The sequence below is a fragment of the Mycolicibacterium chubuense genome (assembly GCF_001044255.1).
GTDB lineage: Bacteria > Actinomycetota > Actinomycetes > Mycobacteriales > Mycobacteriaceae > Mycobacterium > Mycobacterium chubuense.
Genome location: NZ_JYNX01000013.1, coordinates 49,696 through 75,424 on the forward strand (window position 1 = coordinate 49,696; position 25,729 = coordinate 75,424).

The following is a 25,729-nucleotide window of genomic DNA, read 5'->3' on the forward strand; positions in this document are numbered from 1 at the left end:
CATGCGCGCGGTGGTCATCGATCCCGACGCGACGGTGCGCGTCGACACCCGGCCGGATCCGGCACTGCCGGGGCCCGACGGCGCCGTCGTCGAGGTCACGGCGAGCGGTATCTGTGGTTCCGATCTGCACTTCCTCGAAGGGCACTACCCTCTCGCCGAGCCGGTGTCCGTGGGCCACGAGGCCGTCGGTGTCGTCGCCGAGATCGGTTCGGACGTGCGGCAATTCCGCGTCGGCGATCGGGTGCTGGTGTCCTCGGTCGCCGGCTGCGGCCACTGCGCGGGCTGCCGCACCGCGGATCCGGGGCGCTGCGTGTCCGGGCCGCAGATCTTCGGGTCGGGACTGCTCGGCGGCGCGCAGGCCGATCTGCTGGCCGTTCCCGCGGCCGACTTCCAGCTCCTGCGGATCCCCGAGGGCATCGACACCGAGGCCGCGCTGCTGCTGACCGACAATCTCGCGACAGGCTGGGCGGCGGCCAAGCGCGCCGACATCCCACTGGGCGGCACGGTGGCGGTCATCGGCGCGGGCGCCGTCGGACAGTGCGCGTTGCGCAGCGCGTTACTGCTCGGTGCCGCAACGGTTCTGGTGGTGGACCCGGTGGCGGCGCGGCGCGACCGGGGCGCGGCGGCGGGCGCGGTCCCCGTCCCGGCGCCGGGCGCCGGGCCCGTTCTCGACGCCACCGACGGGCTGGGCGCGGACGCGGTGATCGACGCGGTGGGCACCGACACCTCACTCGACGACGCGCTGGCCTGCGTGCGGACCGGCGGGACCGTGTCGGTGGTCGGGGTGCACGACCTGCAGCCCTATCCGCTGCCCGCCCTGGCGTGCCTGCTGCGCAGCCTGACGATCCGCTCGACCCTCGCGCCCGTGCAGCAGACCTGGCAGGAGTTGATTCCCCTGCTGCGGTCCGGCCGCCTCGACGTCGGCGGCATCTTCACCGCCACCCTGCCGCTCGACGACGCTGCCGCCGGCTACGCCGCCGCGACGTCGCGCTCGGGCGGTCACGTCAAGATCCGGTTGAATCCCTGATCTCAGCCCAGCGGGACGCACCACCGCAGCCGCGTGCCGCCGCCCTCGGCGGGATCGAGGCTCAGCGTGCCGCCCGCGTCGGCGGCCCGCTGACGCAGATTGGTCAGGCCGGAGCCGGTGATGTCACCGCTGATCCCCCGGCCGTTGTCGACGACGTCGATGCACAGGTTGTCGTCGGCGACGACGCTGATCGCCAGTGACGTCGCCTCGGCGTGGCGGACGGCGTTGCTCACCGCTTCCCGAACGACGGCCTCGGCATGGTCGGCGAGCGCGGCGTCGACGACCGACAGCGGTCCGGAGTACTGCACCGTCGTGCGAATCCTCGGGGTCGCGAACTGGGCGATCGCCTCGTCGAGGCGCTGGCGCAGCCGGGTGATTCCCGACTGGCCGCCGTGCAGGTCGAAGATCGCCGTGCGGATCTCCTGGATGACCTGCTGCAGGTCGTCGACGCACTCGGAGAGCCGCTGCTGGACCTCGGGTGTGCGCGCCCGCGGGATCGTGCCCTGCAGCGCCAGCCCGACGGCGAAGAGCCGCTGGATCACGTGATCGTGCAGATCGCGGGCGATGCGGTCGCGGTCGGAGAGCACGTCGAGTTCACGCAGCCTGCGCTGCGTGGTGGCCAGCTGCCAGGCCAGCGCCGCCTGGTCGACGAACGCGGCCATCATGTCCAGCTCGCCGGCGTTGAACGGCAGCGCACCCGGCGATCGCAGGGCGACGAGGACACCGGCGACGGTGTCGGTGGCGCGGATCGGTAACACCAGCGCCGGGCCGTGCGCGGTGCAGCCGTCCGCCAGCTGCAGCGTGTCGAACCGGCCCGGAACCTGGTTGACGAACACCGCACCGATCTCCGTGGCCGCGGTCGGGAGCTCCAGCAGGTCGACCGCGGGTCCGGAACCGGTGGTGGCCACGACGGCGAGTTCGTCGACCTCGCCGGCCGGCTCGTCGAGGTCGGCGCGGACCGCGACGATCGTCGCCTCGGCGCCGCTGAGCTTACGCGACTCGTCGGCGACCAGCCGGAACACCGCGGCCGGATCGGTGCCGCCCAGCAACTCGGTGCCGATGTCGCGGGTGGCCTCGATCCACGACTGCCGGGTCTTGGACTGTTCGTAGAGCCGCGCGTTGTCGATCGCGATGCCCGCCGCCGCGGCGAGCGCCTGGACCAGCACCTCGTCGTCCTCGCTGAACGGCTGCCCGCCGGCTTTCTCGGTGAGGTACAGATTGCCGAACACCTCGTCGCGGATCCGGACCGGCACGCCGAGGAAGGTCCGCATCGGCGGGTGGTTGGCCGGGAAGCCGACCGAGGCCGCATGGTGGGAGATGTTGTCGAGCCGGATCGGCTTGGGGTCGTCGAGCAGCACCCCCAGGACACCCCGCCCCTCAGGCAGGTGGCCGATCAGCTCTCGCCCCTCCTCGTCGATGCCCTCGTGGATGAATTCGACCAGCTCGTGGTCGTGGCCGCGCACCCCCAACGCGCCGTAGCGGGCGTCGACCAGGTCGATCGCGGTGTGCACGATCGTCTTGAGTGTCTCGTCGAGTTCGAGTCCCGACGTGACCACCAGCATCGCCTCGACCAGGCCGTCGAGGCGGTCGCGGCCCTCGACGATCTGCTCGACGCGGTCCTGCACCTCCATCAGCAGCTCCCGCAGGCGCAGCTGCGACAGCGTGTCGCGCAGTGGTCGCGCGCCCGGGTCTGGTTTCGCCCTGGCCCCGTTGCTCACGCCGTCATTTTGTCACTGTCTGACGCCAAAGAGACGCTGTTATCCGGAAAACGAAGTTCGTCACCACCCACGGCGTCGCGGATGGGATCCGATCAGGTCGGCCGACCGTGTCTCGCGACTGCGGTAGACGACGTAGGGACGGAACAGGTAACCGACCGGTGCGCTGAACGCGTGCACCAGCCGGGTGAACGGCCACAAGCAGAACAGGGCGAGCCCGATCATCACGTGTAGTTGGTAGTAGATCGGCGCCCCGGCCATCAGATCGCCGCGCGGCTGCAGGACCCAGATCGAGCGGAACCACACCGACACCGACTGCCGGTAGTCGTACGCCTCACCGACCAGCCCGGAACCGAGCGCGGTGGCGCACAGGCCGGCCACGATCGCGGCCACCAGGACCACGTACATCAGCTTGTCGTTGACGGTCGTCGCCAGGAACACCGGTCCGCGCGTGCGCCTGCGGTAGATCAGCAACGCGATCCCTGTCAGGGTGGCCACCCCTGCGATGGACCCGAGGAGTACCGCCTGCAGGTGGTAGGCGTGCTCGCTGAGACCCACCGCCCGGGTCCACGACTCGGGGATCACCAGACCGATGACGTGCCCGACGATCACCACGAGGATGCCGAAGTGGAACATCGGGCTGGCGATGCGCAGCAGCCTGCTCTCATAGAGTTGAGACGAGCGGGTGGTCCAGCCGAACTTGTCGTATCGGTAGCGCCACCAGCTGCCGACGACGACGACAGCCACTGTCACGTACGGCACCACGTCCCAGAAGATCTCCCCCATCTCAGACCCCCTCCGGTGCCCGCCGCGGCGGCACTGTCAGCGTGAACGGCGCCAGGCCGACCGCCTCGGCGGCCGGGCCGTCGGCCGCCAACCGCCGGGCGCGCCGGATCTCCTCCTCGGAGGCGGGGGGCAACGTCGTCAGAACGGCGGCGAGCGCCGCCGCATAAGGCGACCCCGTGTCGTGCAGCGCGCGGTGCACGACCTCCAGCGGTGTCCGGTGCGCGGCGAGCAACCGCCGTCCGCGCTCGGCGTCCGTGGTGGCCGCGAACTCCAGCACGACGGCCAGATGGTCGGGCGCCTCACCGACGGGTGGCACCGCCCCCGCGTCGCGGTACGCCTGCACGAACGCCAGCATCGCCTGTCCGCGGTTGCGGGTGTCGCCGGCGGTCCAGTACGTCAGGTACAGCGTGGCGCGCCGGTGCAGGTCGAACGTCTCGACATACTGCTGCGCCGCCTGCATCGGGCTCATCGCGCTGAGCGCGGCCGCGGTCCGCCGAAGTCGTTGTCCGGCAGCGCCGTCGGCGTACTCGAGGAGCTCGGCCGCGACGTGCAGTCGGTCCGTGTCGGGATAGCTCAGCAGGAGCGACGCGCATTGCCACACGACGCGGTCGGCCAGGGCGTCGCGCGAGCGGGCGAACAGCCTCATTCGGTCCCCCTGGAATCCGGGAACATGCCGACGGGAGCGCCGCGACCATCCCAGTTGAGCAGGTTCACCCGCGAGGGCCGGGTGGCGTTTGCGGCCATGCCGTCGCCGGTCTGACGGTGCCGCAGCGCGTGAAAGGTTTCCACGGCCACCGGTACCGGCTGGCCGCTGGCCTCCCCGAAGGGACCTGACTCGTACATGCCCGGTCCGCCCTCGAAGCTCAGCGAGCAACCGGGCTCCTCCACCGACCCCGGGTCGACATCGGCGTACGCCGTCGGAATGACATAGCGCTCTTCGTATTTCGCAAGGGCCAGCAGTCTGTACATCTCGTACATCTGCTCTTCGGTCATGCCCACCGACTCGGGGATGTGGGGCTGGGTTTCGCGGCCGAGGTTGATGTCGCGCATGTAGGAACGCATCGCGGCCAGCCGCCGCAGCACGCCCTCGACGACGGTGGTGTCGCCTGCGGTGAACAATCCGGCCAGGTATTCGATCGGGATGCGCAGCGCCTCGAGCGCCCCGAAGAGATTGCCGATGTCCTCACCGTCGTGTCCGTCGCGGCTGACCGCGTCGACCACCGGTGACAGCGGCGGGATGTACCAGACCATCGGGACGGTCCGGAACTCCGGATGCAGCGGCAGAGCCACCTGATAGGTGTGGATCAGGGCATGGACCGGCGAGCGCTGCGCCGCCTCGATCCACTCGTCGGAGATGCCCTCCGCCCGCGCGGCAGCCACCACCGCCGGGTCGCGGGGGTCCAGCAGGATCGACTTCTGCGCCTCGTAGAGATCCCGCTCGTCGGGCACCGAGGCCGCCTCGGTCACCCGGTCCATGTCGTAGAGCACCAGGCCCAGGTACCGCAGCCGGCCCACGCAGGTCTCCGAGCACACCGTCGGCAACCCGACCTCGATCCGCGGGTAGCACAACGTGCATTTCTCGGCCTTGCCGGTTTTGTGGTTGAAGTAGACCTTTTTGTACGGGCAGCCCGACACACACATACGCCAGCCGCGGCAGCGATCCTGGTCGACCAGCACGATGCCGTCCTCGACGCGCTTGTACATCGCCCCCGACGGACACGAGGCGACGCACGACGGGTTGAGGCAGTGTTCGCAGATGCGCGGCAGGTAGAACATGAAGGTCTGCTCGAGTTCCAGACGGATTTGTTCGCTGACGCGGGCCAGGACGGGGTCGCCAGGCACGATCTCGGTGGAGCCGCCGAGATCGTCGTCCCAGTTCGCCGACCACTCCACCTTCATCGGCTTGCCGCTGATCAGGCTGCGCGGCCGCGCGACCGGGAAGTGTTCGCCCAGCGGCGCACTGGTGAGAGTGTCGTAGTCGTAGGTCCACGGCTCGTAGTAGTCGTCGATGGACGGGAGTTTCGGGTTGGCGAAGATGTGCAGCAGCTTGTGCAGGCGCCCGCCGCCGCGCAGCCGCAGCCGCCCGCGGGCGTCGCGCACCCATCCGCCGCGCCACCGGTCCTGGTCCTCGTAGGTCCGCGGATAGCCCTGTCCCGGGCGCGTTTCGACGTTGTTGAACCACACGTACTCGGTGCCGGGGCGGTTGGTCCACGCCTGCTTGCACGTCACCGAGCAGGTGTGGCAGCCGATGCACTTGTCGAGGTTCATCACCATCGCCATCTGGGCCATGACGCGCATCAGTAGACCACCTCCTGGGAGCGTCGCCGCACGACGGTGACCTCGTCGCGCTGGTTTCCGGTCGGGCCGAGATAGTTGAAGGCGAACGCGGTCTGGGCGTAACCGCCCGCCAGGTGGCTGGGCTTGACCAGAAGCCGGGTCAGCGAGTTGTGGATGCCGCCCCGGGTGCCGGTCGTCTCGGTCAGCGGCACGTCGATCGTGCGCTCCTGGGCGTGGTAAACGTAAACCACCCCGTCCGGCATCCGGTGGCTGACGATCGCCCGGCACACCAACACTCCGTTGCGGTTGACCGCCTCCACCCAATCGTTGTCGCGGACGGCGATCTTCGCGGCGTCGGCCGGGCTCATCCACATCGTCGGCCCGCCGCGCGACAGCGAGAGCATGAACAGGTTGTCCTGGTACTCGGAGTGGATCGACCACTTGGAGTGCGGGGTCAGGTAGCGCACCGTGAGCCCGACGCCGCCGTCCGAGCCGGCGCTGCCCAGCTCGGGTTCGCCGAAGAGCCGGTGGATGTCTAGCGGCGGACGGTAGACCGGCAGCTGTTCGCCGAGTTCCTCGAGCCAGTCGTGGTCGAGATAGAAATGCATGCGGCCGGTCAACGTGTGAAAAGGCTTGAGCGCCTCGATGTTCACCGTGAACGGGGCGTACCGGCGGCCGCCGGTCTCGCTCCCCGACCACTCCGGGCTGGTGATGACGGGTACGGGACGCGCCTGGGTGTCGGCATAGGTGATGCGCTTCTCCTCGCTCCCCTCGGCCAGGTGGGCCAGCGGCCGACCGGTGCGGCGCTCAAGCTCGCGGAAGCCCTCGACGGCCAGCCGGCCGTTCGACGTGCCTGACAGCGCGAGCACGACGTCGGCCATCCGCTCGGCCGTGGTGATCGCGGGTCGCCCCGCGGCGGCGCCGCTGTCGAGCACCCCGAACTTCTGCGCGAGCTCCGCGACCTCCTGCACCGGCCAGGTGGTCACACCCTTGGTGGTGACGCCCAGGTCGTCGACCAGAGGGCCCAGCGTGGACCACTTGTCCGCGATCGCCGTGTAGTCGCGCTCGACCACGCCGATGGGCCCGATGGTCCGCGCGGGCACCGGGACCTCCCCGGTCTCCCGCCAGTCATGTTGCCGGCCGGCGGGATAGGCCATCGCGGCCGGTGTGTCGTGCTGCAGCGCTCCCAGCACCACGTCGGTGCGGGTACCCAGATGTGTCGCGGCCAGCGCGGAGAACGCCCTGGCGATCGCGCCGAACGCCTCGTAATCCGACCGGGTTTCCCACGGCGGATCGATCGCGGGGCTGAAGGCATGGATGAACGGATGCATGTCGGTGGAGGACAGGTCGGCCTTCTCGTACCAGGTCGCCGCCGGGAGCACGACGTCGGAGAGCAACGTCGTCGATGTCATCCGGAAGTCCACCGACATCAGCAGGTCGAGCTTGCCCTCGGGGGTGTCGTCGGCCCACCGCACCCCTGCCGGACGCAGGTGCTCGGGGGTGGGGGTGGCCGACATGGTCGAGGTGGTGCCCAGCAGGTGCCGGAGGAAGTATTCGTTGCCCTTGCTCGACGAACCGAGCAGGTTGGCCCGCCACACGTCGAGCACCCGGGGCCAGTTCGCCGGGTCGTCGGGATCGGTGACCGCGAGATGAACAGCGCCGGAGGCCAATTGCTCACACACGTACTCCGCCACGTCACGGCCGGCCGCGCGAGCCTCGTCGGCGAGGTCGAGGCTGTTGCGGTCGAACTGGGGGTAGAACGGCATCCAGCCCATCGCCGCCGAGGCGGCCAGCACATCCATGGTGTGCCGTCCGGTGAACCGGCCGCGCGCGGTCGGGCTGGCCAGGGCGTCGGCGCGGTACCCGTCGTAGCGCCACTGGTCGGTGTGCACGTACCAGTACGCGGTGCCCGGCATCTGCCGCGGCGGCCGCGACCAGTCGGTGGCCATCGCCATCGTCGCCCAGCCGGTGACCGGCCGGCACTTCTCCTGTCCCACGTAGTGGGCCCAGCCTCCGCCGTTGCGGCCCATCGATCCGGTCAGCAGCAGCATCGCGAGCACCGCGCGGTAGGTGGTGTCCCCGTGGAACCACTGACAGATCCCGGCGCCCATGATGATCATCGATCGGCCACCGGATTCCTCGGCATTGCGCGCGAATTCGCGCGCCACCCGGATCACCTGCGCGGCCGAGACCCCGGTGATGGGCTCCTGCCACGCGGGTGTGTAGGGAGCCCCGGAATCGTCGTAGCCGGTCGGCCAGTCGCCGGGCAACCCGGGCCGCGGTACTCCGTACTGGGCCAGCATGAGATCGAACACCGTGCACACGCGGTGCCCAGCGATCCGGCGCACCGGTACCCCGCGGCGCACGGTGGCACCCGACCCGTCGACGGTGTCGAACCGCGGCAACGTGATCAGCGCGGTCTCCCCCGGATCGCCGTGCGTCGGAGCCACCGTCAACGCGGGCACCAGATCGCCCAGGTCGAGATTCCACCGGCCCGCACCGTCGTCGCCGTACCGGAATCCGAGCGAACCGTTGGGCACCGCAGGGGAATCCGAGCGCCCGTCGAGCAGCACCGGTTTGAACGCCGCGTTCTGCACCTCGTGCCCCAGGTCGGCGGCGGTGAGCATCTTCGCGGGCACCAGGGCGCCGTCGCGCTCCTCGAGCGTGACCAGGAACGGCAGGTCCGTGTAGGTGCGCACGTAGTCGACGAAGAACGGAACCCGTTGTGCGACGAAGAACTCCGAGAGAATGACATGCCCCATGGCCATCGCGAGCGCGCCGTCGGTGCCCGCCGCGCACGGCATCCATTCGTCGGCGAACTTGGTGTTGTCGGCGTAGTCCGGGCTGACGGTGACCACCTTGGTGCCGCGGTAGCGCACCTCGGCCATCCAGTGGGCGTCGGGGGTGCGGGTGACAGGCACGTTGGAGCCCCACATCACCAGGTAGGACGCGTCCCACCAGTCGCCGGACTCCGGCACGTCGGTCTGGTCGCCGAACACCTGCGGCGAGGCCACCGGCAGGTCGGCGTACCAGTCGTAGAACGAGGTCATCGCCCCGCCGATCAATTCGACGAAGCGGGAGCCCGCGGCGTGGCTGACCATCGACATCGCCGGGATCGGGGAGAAACCCGCGATGCGGTCGGGCCCGTAGGTCTTGATCGTGTGGACGTGCGCGGCCGCGATCATCTCGCAGGCCTCCGCCCACGTGACCCGCACCAGGCCGCCCTTGCCGCGGGCCCGCTGGTAGCGCCGGCGCCGGTCCGGATCGGCCTGGATGTCGGCCCAGGCCAGCACGGGATCGCCCAACCGCGTCTTGGCCTCGCGGTACATCTCGACCAGCAGGCCGCGGGCATACGGGTACCGCACCCGGGTCGGCGAATACGTGTACCAGGAGAACGCCGCGCCGCGCGGGCAGCCGCGCGGTTCGTATTCGGGACGGTCCGGCCCCACCGACGGGTAGTCGGTCTCCTGGGTCTCCCAGGTGATGATGCCGTCCTTGACGTAGACCTTCCACGAGCACGAGCCGGTGCAGTTGACGCCGTGCGTGGAGCGCACGACCTTGTCGTGGCTCCAGCGGTCCCGGTAGAACACGTCACCGTCGCGCCCGCCGTGACGGGTCACCGTGCGCAGGTCCGCGGAGAACTCACCCGGGGTGAAGAACCGGCCACTGCGCTCCAGCAGTTCCTCGACCTTCCCCCCGGTACGCGCCGGATTCGTCACGCGGTGCCCTTTCTTCGTCGGGGTTCGTGCGCGTGCAGGCGCAGCGCGGTGAACGCAAAGGCCGCCAGCGCGGTCGCGACGAGAAGCGCCAGGCCGATCGTGTAATCGGAATCCACACTGTCGTAGGTCGCGCCCATGACCAGCGGGGGGAAGTAACCGCCGAGGCCGCCGGCCGCGGCCACGATGCCGGTCACCGATCCGACCGATTGAGCGGGTGCCCGCAGCGCCACCCAGGCGAAGACGCCACCGGTGCCGATGCCGAGGAAGAGGGCGAGTGCGATGAACGTGGCCGCCGACCACAGGTCGGGCGGCGGTTGGAAGATCGCGACGAACGCCATCGCCGCGGTTCCGGCGAACGACGCCAGCACAACGTATTTCGGCGGGATCCGGTCGGCCAGCGCGCCGCCGACGGGCCGGGCCAGCACCGCGGCGACAGCGAATCCCGCAGTGCGGGCGCCGGCATCGACGGCGGAGAAGTGGTAGATGGTCTTGATGTAGGTGGGCAGGTAGTTGGCGAAGGCCACGAACCCGCCGAAGACGACGGCGTAGAGGAACGACATCTCCCACGTGACGGCGAGTTTGGCGGCCGCCTTCAGCTTCGGTACCACCGGGTCGGTGTTGGGGGTGAAGTGCGGGGAGTCCCGCATGAGCACCAGGCACAGCACGGCCGTCACGGCCAGGGCCACCGCGATGATCAGGTGGGTTGGCAGCAGCCCGAACCAGCGAACGAAACGCGGGGTGAAGAACGCCGACAGCGCCGTGCCCACCATGCCCATGCCGAACACACCGGTCGCGAAGCCTCGCCGCGCGGGCTCGTACCAGTGATTGGCGAACGGGATGCCGACGGCGAAGATGGTGCCCGCGATGCCCAGAAAGAAGCCGAAGAGCAGCAGCAACGGGTAGGACCCGATCGAACCCGCGAAGCCCACCGCGAGCACTGGCACGATCGAGGAGACCGACACGGCGATGAACATCGCGCGGCCGCCGAACCGGTCGGTGAGCGACCCGACCACGATGCGCCCGAGCGCTCCCACCAGGATCGGTGTGGCGACCAGCATGGACGCTTGCGTGCTACTCAGCGACAGGTCACCGGCATAGGTCGTCGACAGCGGCCCGATCATGTTCCAGGCCCAGAAGTTGATCGCCGAGACCCACGTGGCGAGCGCCAGATTCAGCCCCCGCCGCGCATCGATGTCCGGCGCCGTCGCCGTGTCCACCGTGTTCACGTAACCACACCCTCCCCCGCCGTCGCGCCTATTTGCGCGATATCGGCTCCAATGTTTCTGTTCTCCAACGACTTTCTGTTGACTCGGCGGCCAGCTCGACGAACCGGTCGACATCCGCGGCGGCGAAGGCCGCCGTGCCGGGGGTGAGCAGCTTGGCCGCGGCGGCGGCGATCCCGTACCGGACCGCGTCGCTGATAGACCAGCCGCTGCTGAGCCCGACCGCGATGCCGGCGACCATCGCGTCGCCGGCCCCCACCCCGCTGACGGCGTGCACCGGGATGGCCGGGAAGTGCCTGCTCTCGGTCGCCGTCGCGAGGATCGCGCCCTGCGGGCCGAGGGAGACCACGACGGCCTCGGTGAGCCCGCGCTCGATCAGCTCGTGCGCCGCCTCCAGCTGCTCGGGCAGGGTGCTCAGCGCACGACCGACACACTCCCGCAGTTCGCGCACGCTGGGCTTGAGCAGATACACCCCCGAGGTGACGTGGGTCAGCGCGTCGACCGACGTGTCGAGGATCAGCCGCGCCCCCACGTCCCCGCACAGGTCCGCGACGCGCTGATAGAAATCCACCGGAACCCCCGGTGGGAGGCTGCCGCTGGCGACGACGTAGCACGCCGAGGCGACGGCAGGTGGGATCGCCTCCCGCAGCTTGTCCAGGCACAGCGCGCACTCCGCCGGCGACAGGGTCGGGCCGGGGAGCACGAACCGGTACTGCTGATCGCCCGCACGGTCGTTGACCGTGAAGCTCTCCCGCGTCGCGCCTTCGAGGGGCACCAAGGTGTAGGGCGTGCGCGACGCGTACACGAGGTCGACCAGTCGCTCACCCGTCGAACCGCCCGCGGCGAACACCGCCACCACGTCACCGCCGAGAGCGCCGGCGAAGCGTGCGACGTTGATGCCGCCCCCGCCCGCGTCGTACCGCACGGCGTGGCAGCGGACCTTGTCGGTCGGTCGCACCTCGTCGGCGTCGGCGGTGACGTCGAGCGCGGGGTTCATCGTCAGCGTGACGATCGGCGCGCGGTTCATAGCCCCATCGGATACGTCTCGGGATTCTCGCCGGCCACCCACACACTGGTCACCTCGAGCGGCTCCAGCGCCGTGGTCCTGTCGATGTGGATGATGGCGTCGAACTGCTCCCCCGGCCGGACGTGGTAGTAGTGGCTCTGCCGTTCGGTGTCCGGCCGGTAGATCACGCCGATCGCCCTGCCGAGCCGCACGGTGTCGAGCGGGGCGGCGGCGGCGCGGCTGATGGCGGCGGAGATCAGGAACTCGGGGTCGGGCATCTCGTGGAACAGCTCCTCGACGCTGCCGGCCAAAGCCGGCCGCACGGTCTTGCGTTCGGCGATGCCGCCCCACTCCGTGGCGGCGGTGACGGTGCCGGCGTAGGTCGTGAAGCCGATCAGCCGGCACGCCTCCCCGTTGGACTCACGCACCAGCTGCCCCAGGGTCAGCTGGCCGTCGGCGCCGACCTCGGTGGCACGTGCGTCACCGACGTGAGAGTTGTGCGCCCACACGACGATTCGCGCCGGCTCCGATCCGTCGTGGCCGTCGAGATGGGCGAGCAGCGCATCGAGGGTCTGGGCCATGTGCCGGTCGCGCAGATTCCAGGAGGTGACGCGGCCGCCGAACATCGCCCGGTAGTACATTTCCGCGTTGCGGACGGTCAGCGCGTTCTGCCGGGCGTAGAACAGCTCGTCCTCGGCCAACAGCCCGTCCCGGCGCAGGTATTCCAGCGCATTGCGCTGCATGTCGACGAGCTGGTCGACGGCCTGACGTTCGCAGGATAGCCCGGCGCCGAAGGCGGCCGCGAACCCGTAGGCCTGGCCGTCGTCGGCGCCGGTGTGGTCGAAACACGAATACCGTTCCCGGGCGCGATCGGCAGCCACCGGGTCGACATTGTCCAGATAGCCGATCACCTCCCGCATCGACCGGTGCAGGCTGTAGAGGTCCAGTCCGTAGAAGCCGGCCTGCCGGCCACCAGCCGCACGCCGGGTCGCGTTGTGCGCATGCAGCCAGTCCACGAACTCCGCCACCACGGTGTTGCGCCACATCCAGGCCGGGAATCGCTCGAAACCGCTGAGCGCCTTCTCGGCCGTCCCGTCGTCGCCCTGGCCGCGGACATACCGGTTCACCCGGTAGGCGTCGGGCCAGTCGGCCTCGGCAGCCACCGCGGTGAAGCCTTTCTCCTGGATCAGCCACTTCGTGATCTCGGCCCTCGCCTGGTAGAACTCGTGGGTGCCGTGGGAGCTCTCCCCGATGAGCACGATGCGTGCGTCCCCGATGACCTCCTCGAGAGCCTCGCGCGGCGGCACCCCCGACGGCGCGTCCACCACACAGCGGCGCAACGTCTCGGAGATGCTCTCCGCCACGTGGATTCGAGGATTGCGGACCCCGACGGTGGGGGTGGCCAACAGCCGGCGCACCTCGTCATCGCTGACCTGACTGAAGTCCCAGAACGACGCACCCACCGCGAGGAACGGGGTCGGCATCGACGCGCACACCAGGTCCTCGACGATCGCGGCGAACTCCCGGCATGTCGACTCCGGCGCGGCGGGCACGGCGATGATGATCTCGGCGGGCTCCATCTCGCGCAGCGCCTGGACCGCGGCCAGCATGCTCGCGCCGGTCGCCAGTCCGTCATCGACGAGGATCACCGTCTGTCCCGCGATCTCCAGCGGCGGGCGGCCGCCGCGGTAGGCGGCTTCGCGCCGGATCAGTTCACGGCCCTCGCGTTCCGCCACATCGCGCAGTTCCTGCGGCGACACCGCGAGCGCACGCACCACATCGTCGTTGATCACCACCCGACCGCCACTGGCCAGCGCACCCATCGCGAATTCCTCACGGCCCGGCGCGCCGAGTTTGCGCACGATCATGGTGTCCAAGCGCACGCCGAGTGCCGCAGCGACCTCCCACGCCACCGGCACACCGCCCCGTGCCAAACCCAGCACGATGACGTCCTCTCGGCCGCGGTAGCGGCCGAGCAGCCCGGCCAGCACCCGGCCTGCCTCGTGCCGATCGCGGAACACCTGCCGAGGCGACTCGCCTGTCCTGCGTCGTGCGGTGGTCATCGTCGTCCTCCGTTCGGTGGCTGCAGCCCCATCCGACCACTGCCGGCGCGTACCGGCTAGGGACCGAAGTCACCCTGCGCAGGGCCGTTCGGGCGGCTACGCCTGCTCGGGGACACGGTCCGGCTCGGCGCCGAACACGAACTGGCGGCCCGTCACGCTGAGCGGACGGATCCGGACGTAATGCGTCTTGGCCGTGGCCGTCCACGGAAGCAGGTTCGCCGCGTCGGCTTCGGCGATCTCCTCATCGCTGCGCAGCGAGCGCGCGGTGCCCTTGACGATCACGCTCCAGCCGTCGGCGACGGTGTGGTCGTCGGCCTCGAACAGCACCGTGCTGTTGATCGCCGCGCTCACCAGCTTGGTGCCCTCGGCGGTGCGGAACAGGATCGAACGGTTCTGCACGGCGAAGTTCACCGGGAAGATCGCCGGGTTCCCGTCGACGCTGGTGACCAGTCGCCCGAGCGACACACTCGACAGGTGTCTCCAGCATTCGGACTCGGGCAGCACCGAAACCGGCGCGGGATCTTGGGACATAGCTGACACTAACCTCGCCGCGGATCGGCCCGATGCGGCCCAAAGTCCCTCATTTCGGGGACCCCGAGCACTCGACCGGGTACCACGAATGGAGCTGCGGCAGCAGAGCGTTCTCCTTGAAGTGGTGCTCGGCCATCCGGCTGAGGATGTCGTCGAGCACGACGACGGCGTCTTCGATGTGCGCGCCCTTGTTCAGCATCACGCACTCGGCACGCTCCCCCATGGCGGCGTCGCTGATCTCGGCCCGCGACGGCAATCCGCTCGTGGCGAGCTGCTCGAGCACCTGGGTAGCCCAGATCACCGGTAGATGCGCGGCTTCGCACAACCACAGGATCTCCTCCTGCACCTCGGCCAACCGCTGATAACCCACCTCCACCGCCAGGTCGCCACGCGCGATCATCACCCCCACCGTCGGCCGACGCATCGCCGAGGCCAACAGATCGGGCAGCCGTTCGAATGCGCGCCGGGTCTCGATCTTGAGCACGATCCCGACGTGGTGGCCCCCACGGCGGTCCAGCGCGTCATGCAGGCGCAGCACGTCAACCGGATCCTGGACGAACGACATCTCCACCAGATCGGCGATGTCGACGGCGGTGGCGAGGTCGTCGACGTCCTTGTCGGTGAGCGCCGACACCGACAGCGCCGTGTCGGGGACGTTGATCCCCTTGCCCGCCCGCAACGCCGAACCGGTCTGTGCGGCGCGGTCGATGCGCACCTGCAGGGCGTCGGGTGTCACCGCGGTGATCGTGGCGCCGATCCGGCCGTCATCGAAGAGGATCCGGTCCCCGGCGCGCGCGGATCCGAACACCTCGGGCAATGTGCACCCGATCCGCCCGGCATCGGGCGGCACCGGCGTGCAGTCCCGAACCACTGACAGTGTGTCACCGGGCCGCACTACCAGGTACTGCTCGCGGCGCGGCAGCGCACCGATCTCCGTTGGATCGTCGCACCCGTCGACTCGCACCACGGTGCCGGTGGCGAGATACACCGTGCGGTCCGAGCAGGCGACAGCACCGCCGTCGGCGACGTCGGTCAGCCTCAGCGTCCTCTTCGCTCCACGGGTGTCCCGCACGCGCAGCCCGTCACCGACCCGCCGACGCGCCAGCCACGCCGCGGTGACCGGCACGGTCGTCATGTCCGGCGCCACGGCGGGGATCATGCGATCGGCAGCCGTGAACCAGGCGCGGACCGGCGCAACGACATGCCCCAGCGCATCCCGGTGCGGCCGCAGCTTGACCACCGCGGGACCAGGCGTGATCGGCCCGGTGCGCACCTTCGGCCCGGCGAGATCCATCGCGATCAGGCACCTGCGCGCCGCCTTGACGTTTGCGGCACGCACGTGTTCGGCCATCGCGCGCCACGCGGCCGGATCGTCGTGAGCGCAATTGATCCGCGCGACGTCCATGCCGCGCCGCACCAGTCGCTCCACCAGATCCGCGTCGGCAGCCGCCTCGGACGGCAGCGTCACCATGATGCGGGTCTCCCGCGACACCGGGACGGGTCCCAGCAGGGCCGCGGTACGGGCGGCCAGCAGCTCGCGGCCCTCCTCGGGGCCGATGGCCGACGGTGCCGGCGGGCACCACGAATCGTCGAGCATCGCGAGCAGTGCGGACCGGACCAGGCGCAGGGTGGCCTCGACGTGGGGTTCACTGCGACCGAGCGACGACAGCCCGAAGTGAGCGAGGCGTTGCTGCACGTCGCGGAGATCGATCTCGCGAATTGCCCAGTTGTGCGCCAGATTTCGGGCGCTCGACCGATACTCGGGCGCGGTGGCACCGATCTGTTCGGACCATTCCGCCTCTGCCGCCGCGAGCCGCTCGAGCAGATTGTCGAGCCGCTCGACCAGACGTGCGAGTTCGGACTGGGTGTCGCCACCCGCGGCGGACCCCACCTCTCGCGACAGCGACATCGGTCCGACGCTATCGGGCGCGGGTTACCGGCCGATGAACTCAGTTAGGGACTTTCGGCCCCACTTCGACTGGCCGCAGGCACTGGGCACCGCCGCGGGGACGGCGCACGATGGCGGACATGGATGTGGCGGTGATCGACGCCGTGGGGCTGCAGCAGCTGGTGTCGGTCCTGCAGGAGCTCGGATATCGCGTTGTGGGACCGACGGTGTCCGGGAACGCGATCGTGCTCGACGAACTCGACAGCGCCGACGACCTGCCGGCCGGGTGGGGCGTCGACGTGGCGCCCGGACAGTATCGACTGCGCCGACGCGACGACGATGCGGTGTTCGGCCATTCGGCCGGCCCGCAGTCCTGGAAGCAGTTCCTGCACCCTGCCCGCCAGCAGGTGTGGTCCTCCGACGGCGAGCTCACCGAGGAGATCCCGCGGTACGCCTTCCTCGGCGTGCGGGGCTGCGACCTGGCCGCGATCGCCACCCTCAACGGAGTCCTCGGCGCCGGCGCCCACCCCGACCGCGCCTTCACGGGCCGCCTGGGACGCGCGTTCGTCGTCGCGGTCAACTGCACCGAGCCAGGAGGGCTGTGCTTCTGCGCGTCGATGGGCACCGGCCCCGCCGCCGGTCCGGGGTACGACCTGGCCCTGACCGAGCGCACCGGTCCGGACGGCCGACGCTACGTCGTCGACGTCGGGAGCGCCGCAGGCGCCGACGTGCTGGACCGACTGGCACACCGTGAGCCCAACGTCGGCGAGATCGATTCCGCCCGAACCGAAGTCGCCGACGCCGCCGGCCACATGGGTCGGCAGATGCCCGAGGGCGATCTGCGGGCGCTGCTGATCGAATCCCGGGAGTCACCGCACTGGGACGAGGTCGCTTCGCGGTGCCTGACCTGTGGCAACTGCACCATGGTGTGCCCGACCTGCTTCTGCACCAGCGTCGAGGACGTCACCGACCTCACCGGCACGCACGCCGAGCGGTGGACGACGTGGGCGTCGTGCTTCGAGATGGATTTCACGTTCGTCCACGAGGGCAGTGTCCGGCAGTCCCCTCCCTCACGCTATCGACACTGGCTGACCCACAAGCTCGGCACTTGGCACGACCAGTTCGGAACCTCGGGGTGCGTCGGGTGCGGACGCTGTATCGCCTGGTGCCCCACCGGCATCGACATCACCGAGGAGATGGCGACCTTCGCAGAGCAGGCCGACGATGACTGAGACCGCCACCGTGGCGCGCCGCCACACGATGGCGCCGGTGCCCTACCGGGTGCTCAGCCGCGTGGCCGAGAACCGGGACTCGGCGACCCTGCGCCTGGCGCCCGTCGCAGAGGCGCTGCCGTCACCCGCTCCGGGGGAGTTCATGATGATGTACGCCTTCGGGGTCGGTGAGGTGGCGATCTCGGTGAGCGGGGCTCCCGAGGCGCCGGACGCCACGATCACCCACACCATTCGTGCGGTGGGCGCGGTCAGCCGGAAGCTGCACGACGCCGAGCCCGGGACGGTGATCGGGTTGCGCGGCCCGTTCGGTACGAGTTGGGGGGTGCCGAACGCGGCAGGGCGCGACCTGGTGATCGTCGCGGGCGGTGTCGGGTTGGCGCCGCTGCGCCCCGTCGTGCTCGCCGCCCTGCGCGACCGTCACCGCTTCGGCCGCGTCACGCTCATCGCCGGCGCACGCTCGCGCGACGACTTCCTCTTCAATGCCGAACTCGACGACTGGGCGCACCGCGACGACCTGGAGGTGCATCTCACGGTCGACGTGCCGGTACAGGGCTGGCCCGGTGAGGTCGGTTTCGTCACCGGGCCGCTGCGCCGGCTACCGCTGCGCCCGGGCCTCACCACCGCGTTCCTGTGCGGACCGGAGGTGATGATGCGCAACGGCGCGACAGAACTGATCAGGAAGGGCATGGCGCGCAACGACATCCGCGTGTCGCTCGAGCGCAACATGCAGTGCGGCGTCGGCTGGTGCGGGCACTGCCAGCTCGGCCCGTTGCTGCTGTGCCGGGACGGACCCGTCGTCGGTTACGACGCCGCGGAACCACTGCTGCGGATCAGGGAGTTGTAGATGAGCGTGCCCAGCCTGGCCGTGTGGAAGTTCGCGTCGTGCGACGGCTGCCAGCTGACGCTGCTCGACTGCGAGGACGAGCTGTTGACCCTCGCCGGCGAGATCCAGATCGCCACCTTCCTCGAGGCGTCCAGCGCGATCGTGACCGGTCCCTACGACGTCTCGCTCGTCGAGGGTTCCATCACCACCGCCGCCGACGAACGCCGGATCACCGAGATCCGCGAGCAGTCGCGGATTCTGGTCACCATCGGCGCCTGCGCCACCGGCGGCGGCATCCAGGCGCTGCGCAACTTCGCCGACATCGACGAGTTCACCTCCGTGGTCTACGCGCACCCCGACTACATCGACACGCTGGCCACCTCCACGCCGGCATCCGCGCACGTACAGGTCGACTACCAACTGCAGGGATGCCCGATCGACCGCGGGCAACTGCTCGAGACACTGGCCGCGCTGCTGGTCGGCCGCAAACCACGGCTGCCCGCCAAAACCGTGTGCACCGAATGCAAGATGCGCGGGGTGACGTGCGTGGTCGTCGCCGACGGCACCCCGTGTCTGGGGCCGGTGACCCACGCCGGGTGCGGGGCACTGTGCCCGTCGTTCCATCGCGGCTGCTACGGCTGCTTCGGCCCGGCCGCCACCCCCAACACCGCCGCGCTGATCCCGCTGCTGCACCGCGACGGCATGTCCGGCGACGACGTGGAGCGGGTGTTCCACACCTTCAACGCCACCCGCTTCGCCGCGGAACGGAACGACACATGACCGAGGATCGGGAAACCCGGACACTGACCGTCGGCGCGCTCACCCGCGTCGAAGGCGAAGGCGCGCTGAACGTCACGCTGACCGACGGCGTGGTCGAGCACGTCGAGCTCAACATCTACGAGGCGCCGCGCTTCTTCGAGGCGTTCCTGCGCGGCCGGGCCTACACCGAACCGCCCGACATCACCGCCCGCGTGTGCGGTATCTGCCCGGTCGCCTACCAGGTCAGCGCCTGCAATGCGATCGAGGACGCCTGCGGGGTGACGATCGACCCCGAACTGGTGGCGCTGCGCCGGCTGCTGTACTGCGGAGAGTGGATCCACAGCCACGCCCTGCACATCTTCCTGCTGCACCTGCCCGACTTCCTCGGCTACCCCGACGTGGTGACCATGGCCGCCGACCACCCGCAGCTGGTCGAGCGCGGACTGGCGCTGAAGAAGGCCGGTAACCGGTTGATGGAGCAGATCGGCGGACGCGCGATCCATCCGGTCAACGTGAAGCTCGGCGGGTTCTACGCCACGCCGACGCCCGCTCAGATGCGGCCGCTGGCCGAGATGCTGCGCCGTGCGATCGATGACGCGCTGTACACCGTTGCCCAGACCGCCCGCCTCGACTTTCCCGACGCCGAGTTCGACCACGAGTTCCTGGCGTTGACCCTTCCGGACCGCTACCCGATCGAGAACGGGACGATCGCGCGCAGCGCGGGAAGCGGTTTCGCCGTGCGCGACTTCGCCGACCATGTCGTGGAAGCGCAGGTGCCGCATTCCACTGCGCTGCAGGCCACGTTGGACGGGGGCCGCTATCTCACCGGACCGTTGGCGCGGTACTCGCTGAACTCGTCGCGGCTCTCGCCGCTCGCGGCGCAAGCCGCCGCCGATGCCGGGCTCGGGCCGCAGTGCCGTAACCCGTTCCGCAGCATCGTGGTACGCGCCGTCGAGGTGTTGTACGCGGTCGAAGAGGCGCTGCGGATCGTCGAGAACTACGAGGTGCCGCCGCGGCCGTCGGTCGACGTTCCGGCCCGGGCGGGGATCGGCCACGGCGTCAGCGAGGCACCCCGAGGTCTGCTCTACCACCGCTACGAGATCGACGACGACGGACTGGTGCGGGCGGCGACGATGATTCCGCCGACCTCGCAGAACCAGGCGGCGATCGAGCACGAGATGGCGCTATTGGTCGGGGCGAACCTGACGCTCGACGACGCTGCGCTGACGGCACTGTGTGAGCGGTCGATCCGCAATCACGACCCGTGCATCTCGTGCTCGGCGCACTTCTTGACGCTCACCATCAACCGCCCGTGACCGTCGTGGTGATCGGGATCGGCAACGAGTTCCGCCGCGACGACGGGATCGGGCCCGCGGTGGCCGCCGCGGTACGACGCCTCCCTCTGGAGAACGTCGGCGTGCTCACCGCGTCCGACGATCCCGCTGCCCTCCTCGACGCCTGGGACGGCGCCGAACTGGCGGTGATCGTCGACGCGGCCGCCGGTGAGGACGCCACCCCGGGTCGGCTGCGGCGGTGGACGCCTGGCCAGGCGCCACCCTCCACGCTGAGCTCCCACGCGCTGGATCTGAACGCCGTCCACGCGCTCGGCCGCGCCCTGGGCCGGACTCCGCTACGGCTGGTGGTCTTCACCGTCGACGCCGCCGATGTCGGCCACGGTCCCGGGATGACCCCGGCGGTGGTGGCCGCGGTGCCGCACGCCGTCTCCGAGATCCTCGTCGAGATCGAGCACCACCGCAGGGACGGGACCGCGTAGGACTTCCGGCCCCCGATCAAGGACCAAAGCCTCCACACCACGGCAGATCCCACCCATAGCGTGTGACACACGGGGTGGCGACCGCGACCCCGTCCGCCCGGATGTGGGAGACGACGATGTCACAGTCCGTAATTCCAGGCCCCGCCAAACCCGCGCCGCGAGCGCCGAAGACGACTGCCGGTCTGGGCTTGGCCGCCCTGACCGCGCTGGTCGTCGGATCCATGATCGGCAGCGGCATCTTCGCGCTGCCGTCACAGATGGCCGGCAGCGCGGCACCCGGGCCGCTCATCATCGGCTGGACCATCACCGGCGTCGGCATGCTGATGCTGGCGTTCGTCTTCCAGACGCTGGCGACCCGCAAGCCCGACGTCGACGGCGGCGTATACGGTTACGCGCGAGCAGGTTTCGGCAACTACATCGGCTTCACGTCGGCGTTCGGCTACTGGATGTCGGCGTGGGTGGGCAACGTCGCCTATCTCGTCCTGCTGTTCTCCACACTGGGTTACTTCTTCCCCGCCTTCGAAGGGGGCGCCACGGTCGCCGCGATCATCGGCGCCTCGGTGGTGCTGTGGATCGTGCACGCGATGACACTGCGCGGCGTGCAGACCGCCGCACTGGTCAACGTCGTGGTCACCGTCGCCAAGGTGGTGCCCATCCTGGTGTTCATCGCGATCGCCGCCGTCGGCTTCAAGGCCGGCCTGTTCACCGCGGACTTCTGGGGTAAGACGACGCAGATCGACGGAGCGCCGTTGGGCGACGGCATGTCCCAGGTCAAGAACATGATGCTGGTGACGGTGTGGGTGTTCATCGGCATCGAGGGCGCCTCGGTCTATTCGCAGCGCGCCGCTCGTCGCAAAGACGTCGGCCGCGCCACCGTGCTCGGATTCGTCGGCGTGCTGGCGCTGCTGCTCCTCGTCAACCTGCTGTCCTACGGTCTGATGGCGCAGGCCGAGCTCGCCGGCGTGCCCGACCCGTCCATGGCCGGCGTCCTCGAGAACCAGGTCGGCAGCTGGGGCGCGGCGTTCATCTCGATCGGCCTGGTGGTCTCACTGCTGGGCGCACTGATCGCCTGGGTGCTGCTGTGCGTCGAGATCCTGCGCCTGCCCGCGCTGGAGAACGTGATGCCCAAGGCACTGGCCAAGGAGAACAGCCACGGCGCACCCGCCACCGCGCTGTGGCTGACCAACCTGTGCGTGCAGGCGCTGCTGCTGTGGACGCTGGCCAACTCGAGCACCTACACCAACCTGATCTACCTGGCGACGTCACTGATCCTGCTGCCGTATCTGTGGTCGGCGGCCTACCAGGTACTGCTCGCCGTGCGCGGAGAAACCTATGAGGCCGGCCGCGGCAGGACCCGCGACATCCTGATCGGTGCGATCGCGCTCGTGTACGCCGTGTGGCTGCTCTACGCGGGCGGCTGGCAGTACCTGCTGATCGCCGCCGTGTTCTACCTGGTGGGTACGGCGCTCTACATCTGGGCCCGCAGGGAGAGCAAGCTGCCCGTCTTCACCACGGCCGAGATGGTCGTGGTCGGGGTCCTCGCAGTGACGTCGGCCGTGGCGATCGCGCTCGTGGCCACCGGAAACCTGGCCGTCCTGTGAACGCGCCGTCACGACTCGGAGTGTGGTCGGAGGCTGGGACGCTGCGCCGTGTCCTGGTCTGCGCGCCGGGACTCGCCCATCAGCGCCTCACGCCGGAGAACTGCAACGAGTTGCTCTTCGACGACGTGATCTGGTTGCAGCAGGCCCGCCGCGACCACTTCGACTTCGTCGCGAAGATGGAAGACCACGGTGTCGAGGTCCTCGAACTGCAGGACCTGCTGGCCGAGGTGATGGCCATCCCCGAGGCGCGGGCCTGGGTGCTCGATCGCAAGGTCACCGACGACCTGGTGGGTCTGGGCCTGAGCCGGGCGATCCGCGGGTGGTTGGAGGACCTACCGTGGGATCGCCTGGCGGAGTTCCTGATCGGCGGTGTGTCCTATCAGGACGTGCCCGACGACGTGGGCGGTGATTTCCTGACCGCGTTCCGCGAGCTGGACCCCGCGGGGTTCGTGCTGCGGCCGCTGCCCAACACCCAGTTCATGCGCGACAACAGCGCCTGGATCTTCGGCGGCGTGACACTGAACCCGATGTACTGGCCGGCCCGCCGCCAGGAGACGCTGCTCACCACCGCGGTCTACACGTTCCACCCGGCATTCGCCGACGAGAAGTTCGACATCTGGCTCGGGGATCCGGAAACCGTTGCCCACGATCATGGTTCGGCGACGCTCGAGGGCGGCGACGTGATGCCCATCGGCAAGGGCACGGTGGTGATCGGCATGGGTGAGCGATCGTCGCACCAGGCGATCACCCAGGTGGCCCGGAATCTGTTCGCCGCGGGCGCCGCCGAACGGGTGATCGTGGCCAGCCTGCCGAAGTCGCGCGCCGCGATGCACCTGGACACGGTGTTCACCTTCTGCGACTACGACCTCGTCACCGCCTATGCGCCGGTGGTGGACGGCATCGTGCCGTTCAGCCTGCGCCCCGACGACCGGTCCCCCTCGGGTCTGGACATCCGGCGGGAACGCCGGGGTCTGATCGACACCATCGGCGAGGCCGTCGGTGTCGAATTCCGCGTCGTCACCACCGCGGGTGACGTGTACGGCGTGCAGCGCGAGCAGTGGGACGACGGAAACAACGTCGTGGCCTTGCGACCCGGCGTCGTGATCGGCTACGACCGCAACATCCTGACGAACACGGCGCTGCGCAAAGCCGGGGTGGAGGTCGTGACCATCACGGCAAGCGAACTCGGCCGCGGCCGCGGCGGTGGCCGCTGCATGACCTGCCCTATCCTGCGCGATCCGCTCTACACCTGAATCGAAGGATCCATCGTGGCGTTCAACAATAGAAACCGCAGTCTGCTCAGCCTCGTTCATCACAGCGAACGCGATCTGCACTACTTGCTGGACCTCTCGCGCGACCTCAAACGCGCGAAGTACTCCGGTCAGGGCCGGCCGACCCTGACCGGCAAGAACATCGCACTGATCTTCGAGAAGTCCTCGACACGCACCCGGTGCGCCTTCGAGGTGGCCGCGTACGACGAAGGCGCCCACGTCACCTACATCGACCCGTCCTCGTCGCAGATCGGCCACAAGGAGTCGATGAAGGACACCGCGCGGGTGCTGGGCCGGATGTACGACGCGATCGAATACCGCGGCGCGAGCCAGTCCATCGTCGAGGAGCTGGCCGAGTACGCCGGTGTGCCGGTGTTCAACGGCCTCACCGACGAATTCCACCCCACCCAGATGCTCGCCGACGTCATGACCATGACCGAGCACTGTCCGAAACCGTTGACCGACATCTCTTTTGCCTTCGTCGGCGACGGCAGGAACAATGTCGCGAATTCGCTGCTGCTGGTCGGCGCGAAGCTGGGTATGGACGTGCGCATCGGCGCGCCGCAGGAGCTGATGCCGCACGCCGACCACGTGTCGATGTGCGAAGAGTTCGCGGCCGCCTCCGGCGCATCGATGACCATCACCGACGATCCTCTCAAGGCGGTCAGCGGAGTCGACTTCATTTACACCGACGTGTGGGTGTCGATGGGAGAACCGCTCGACACCTGGGGCCGTCGGGTCGACCTGCTGCTGCCGTTCCAGGTCAACGCGCACCTGATGGCCGCGACGGGCAATCCGCGGGTGCGGTTCATGCACTGCCTGCCTGCCTTTCACAACTGCGAGACCACGCTGGGCGCGCAGATCGCCGAGAAGTACCCCCACCTGCGCAACGGGATCGAGGTCACCGAGGACGTGTTCGAGAGCCCGGCGAACATCGCGTTCGAGCAGGCCGAGAACCGCATGCACACCATCAAAGCGGTGCTCGTCTCGGCGCTGACCTGATGCGGATCGTGATCGCCCTCGGCGGCAACGCGCTGTTGCGCCGGGGCCAGCCGATGACCGCCGAGAATCAGCGCGGGAACATCGCCGCCGCCGCCGAGCGCATCGCCGCCATCGCGCCGGGCAACGAGATCGTCGTCGCGCACGGCAACGGCCCACAGGTGGGCCTGCTGGCACTGCAGGCTGCCTCCTATCACGAGGTCGAGCCCTATCCGCTCGACGTGCTGGGCGCCCAGACCGAGGCGATGATCGGCTATGTCATCGAGCAGGAACTCGGCAACCTGCTGCCGCCCGAGCAGTCGCTGGCGACGGTGCTGACGATGATCGAGGTCGATCCTGCCGATCCGGCGTTCGGCCACCCCACCAAACCCATCGGTCCGGTGTACGACCGGGCCACCGCCGAGCGGCTGGCGGCTGCCGGAGGATGGACCATCGCCGCCGACGGAGACATGTTCCGGCGGGTGGTGGCCAGCCCGAAACCGAGGCGCATCTTCGAGATCGGACCCATCCGCACCCTCGTCGAGCACGGCACGGTGGTGATCTGCGCCGGCGGCGGGGGCATCCCGACGATGTACGACGCCGCCGGCACACTGCACGGCGTGGAAGCCGTCATCGACAAAGACCTCGCCTCCGCGCTGCTGGCCGAGCAACTCGACGCCGATCTGCTGGTCATCGCCACCGACGTCGACGGCGTGTACACCGGATGGGGCACGCCGGAGCAGACGCGGCTCGGCCGGGTGACGCCCGACGAACTCGAGGGCATGGACTTCGCGACGGGTTCGATGGGCCCCAAGGTCGACGCCGCGTGCGGCTTCACTCGCGCCACGGGCCACGACGCGGTCATCGGTGCCCTGACCGACATCGTCGGAATCGTGAACGGAACAGCGGGAACCCGGGTGTCGACCGCCTAGCGACGCCGACTGTGCGGTGCGATACGCCTCGATCGTGGCGGTTTCAAGGGGTCGATGCAACACCCCGTGTGATTGAGGAGTGTTGCGATGGGTCGCGTGCCGTTGCGGTCGCGGATGCCGGCGT

The 25,729-nt window shown here is 69.5% G+C and carries 19 protein-coding genes and 1 pseudogene; 10 read left to right on the plus strand and 10 right to left on the minus strand.

Features of this window, described 5'->3' with window-relative positions:
- Window position 1 precedes the first annotated feature (1 nt).
- Window positions 2–1,027 carry an alcohol dehydrogenase catalytic domain-containing protein gene (locus MCHUDSM44219_RS02380; protein WP_048416625.1) on the plus strand — a complete coding sequence of 342 codons (1,026 nt, stop codon included), beginning with the start codon at window positions 2–4 and terminating at the stop codon, window positions 1,025–1,027.
- Between the two features lie 2 nt (window positions 1,028–1,029).
- On the opposite strand, the gene MCHUDSM44219_RS02385 is transcribed toward MCHUDSM44219_RS02380, so the two are convergent.
- The 10 genes and pseudogenes from MCHUDSM44219_RS02385 to MCHUDSM44219_RS02430 form a co-directional block, all read right to left on the minus strand.
- On the minus strand, window positions 1,030–2,745 hold the full coding sequence (locus MCHUDSM44219_RS02385) for a GAF domain-containing sensor histidine kinase (protein WP_236695322.1): 1,716 nt from the start codon (window positions 2,743–2,745) through the stop codon (window positions 1,030–1,032).
- 60 nt (window positions 2,746–2,805) lie between these two features.
- Window positions 2,806–3,543 (minus strand): annotated as a pseudogene (gene narI / locus MCHUDSM44219_RS02390) (respiratory nitrate reductase subunit gamma); the annotation flags it as partial.
- The gene (gene narJ / locus MCHUDSM44219_RS02395) at window positions 3,530–4,174 is read right to left on the minus strand and encodes a nitrate reductase molybdenum cofactor assembly chaperone (RefSeq protein WP_048416626.1); all 645 of its coding nucleotides are present in this window, start codon (window positions 4,172–4,174) and stop codon (window positions 3,530–3,532) included. The gene narJ and the pseudogene narI, both read right to left, overlap by 14 nt.
- The gene (narH, locus tag MCHUDSM44219_RS02400) at window positions 4,171–5,826 is read right to left on the minus strand and encodes a nitrate reductase subunit beta (protein WP_048416627.1); all 1,656 of its coding nucleotides are present in this window, start codon (window positions 5,824–5,826) and stop codon (window positions 4,171–4,173) included. The genes narJ and narH overlap by 4 nt, the downstream gene beginning before the upstream one ends.
- Window positions 5,826–9,524, minus strand: coding sequence for a nitrate reductase subunit alpha (locus MCHUDSM44219_RS02405; protein ID WP_048416628.1), 3,699 nt, complete (start codon window positions 9,522–9,524; stop codon window positions 5,826–5,828). Before MCHUDSM44219_RS02405 ends, narH begins: the two co-directional genes overlap by 1 nt.
- On the minus strand, window positions 9,521–10,741 hold the full coding sequence (locus tag MCHUDSM44219_RS02410; RefSeq protein ID WP_048416647.1) for a nitrate/nitrite transporter: 1,221 nt from the start codon (window positions 10,739–10,741) through the stop codon (window positions 9,521–9,523). Before MCHUDSM44219_RS02410 ends, MCHUDSM44219_RS02405 begins: the two co-directional genes overlap by 4 nt.
- Before the next feature lie 37 nt (window positions 10,742–10,778).
- Entirely contained in the window at window positions 10,779–11,774 is a 996-nt protein-coding gene (locus MCHUDSM44219_RS02415) for a 1-phosphofructokinase family hexose kinase (RefSeq protein WP_048416629.1), read from the minus strand.
- Window positions 11,771–13,816, minus strand: a complete 2,046-nt coding sequence (locus MCHUDSM44219_RS02420) for an erythromycin esterase family protein (RefSeq protein ID WP_048416630.1) — start codon at window positions 13,814–13,816, stop codon at window positions 11,771–11,773. Before MCHUDSM44219_RS02420 ends, MCHUDSM44219_RS02415 begins: the two co-directional genes overlap by 4 nt.
- 96 nt (window positions 13,817–13,912) lie before the next feature.
- On the minus strand, window positions 13,913–14,347 hold the full coding sequence (locus MCHUDSM44219_RS02425; protein WP_048416631.1) for a pyridoxamine 5'-phosphate oxidase family protein: 435 nt from the start codon (window positions 14,345–14,347) through the stop codon (window positions 13,913–13,915).
- A gap of 49 nt (window positions 14,348–14,396) precedes the next feature.
- On the minus strand, window positions 14,397–16,256 hold the full coding sequence (locus tag MCHUDSM44219_RS02430; protein WP_048416632.1) for a pyruvate kinase: 1,860 nt from the start codon (window positions 16,254–16,256) through the stop codon (window positions 14,397–14,399).
- A 119-nt stretch (window positions 16,257–16,375) separates the two neighbouring features.
- Here MCHUDSM44219_RS02430 and MCHUDSM44219_RS02435 point away from each other — a divergent pair, with 119 nt between their 5' ends.
- From MCHUDSM44219_RS02435 to arcC, 9 genes are all read left to right on the plus strand, one after another.
- Window positions 16,376–17,467 (plus strand): 4Fe-4S dicluster domain-containing protein, encoded by a 1,092-nt coding sequence (locus MCHUDSM44219_RS02435; RefSeq protein WP_048416633.1) that lies wholly within the window; start codon window positions 16,376–16,378, stop codon window positions 17,465–17,467.
- Window positions 17,460–18,311 (plus strand): FAD/NAD(P)-binding protein, encoded by an 852-nt coding sequence (locus MCHUDSM44219_RS02440; RefSeq protein WP_048416634.1) that lies wholly within the window; start codon window positions 17,460–17,462, stop codon window positions 18,309–18,311. Before MCHUDSM44219_RS02435 ends, MCHUDSM44219_RS02440 begins: the two co-directional genes overlap by 8 nt.
- A complete protein-coding gene (locus MCHUDSM44219_RS02445) occupies window positions 18,312–19,070 on the plus strand; it encodes an NADH-quinone oxidoreductase subunit B family protein (protein WP_048416635.1) in 759 nt (252 codons plus the stop codon). It begins immediately after the preceding gene.
- Window positions 19,067–20,365 (plus strand): Ni/Fe hydrogenase subunit alpha, encoded by a 1,299-nt coding sequence (locus MCHUDSM44219_RS02450; RefSeq protein WP_048416636.1) that lies wholly within the window; start codon window positions 19,067–19,069, stop codon window positions 20,363–20,365. The genes MCHUDSM44219_RS02445 and MCHUDSM44219_RS02450 overlap by 4 nt, the downstream gene beginning before the upstream one ends.
- Complete coding sequence (locus MCHUDSM44219_RS02455) at window positions 20,362–20,823, plus strand: hydrogenase maturation protease (RefSeq protein WP_048416637.1); 462 nt, start codon at window positions 20,362–20,364, stop codon at window positions 20,821–20,823. Before MCHUDSM44219_RS02450 ends, MCHUDSM44219_RS02455 begins: the two co-directional genes overlap by 4 nt.
- A gap of 116 nt (window positions 20,824–20,939) precedes the next feature.
- Window positions 20,940–22,424 carry an arginine-ornithine antiporter gene (gene arcD, locus MCHUDSM44219_RS02460; RefSeq protein ID WP_048416648.1) on the plus strand — a complete coding sequence of 495 codons (1,485 nt, stop codon included), beginning with the start codon at window positions 20,940–20,942 and terminating at the stop codon, window positions 22,422–22,424.
- Window positions 22,421–23,677 (plus strand): arginine deiminase, encoded by a 1,257-nt coding sequence (locus tag MCHUDSM44219_RS02465; protein ID WP_048416638.1) that lies wholly within the window; start codon window positions 22,421–22,423, stop codon window positions 23,675–23,677. Before arcD ends, MCHUDSM44219_RS02465 begins: the two co-directional genes overlap by 4 nt.
- A 15-nt stretch (window positions 23,678–23,692) precedes the next feature.
- Window positions 23,693–24,697: an ornithine carbamoyltransferase gene (locus tag MCHUDSM44219_RS02470; protein ID WP_048416639.1), complete on the plus strand. Its 1,005-nt coding sequence runs from the start codon at window positions 23,693–23,695 to the stop codon at window positions 24,695–24,697.
- Window positions 24,697–25,605 (plus strand): carbamate kinase, encoded by a 909-nt coding sequence (gene arcC, locus MCHUDSM44219_RS02475; RefSeq protein ID WP_048416640.1) that lies wholly within the window; start codon window positions 24,697–24,699, stop codon window positions 25,603–25,605. Before MCHUDSM44219_RS02470 ends, arcC begins: the two co-directional genes overlap by 1 nt.
- The last annotated feature ends 124 nt before the right edge of the window (window positions 25,606–25,729 follow it).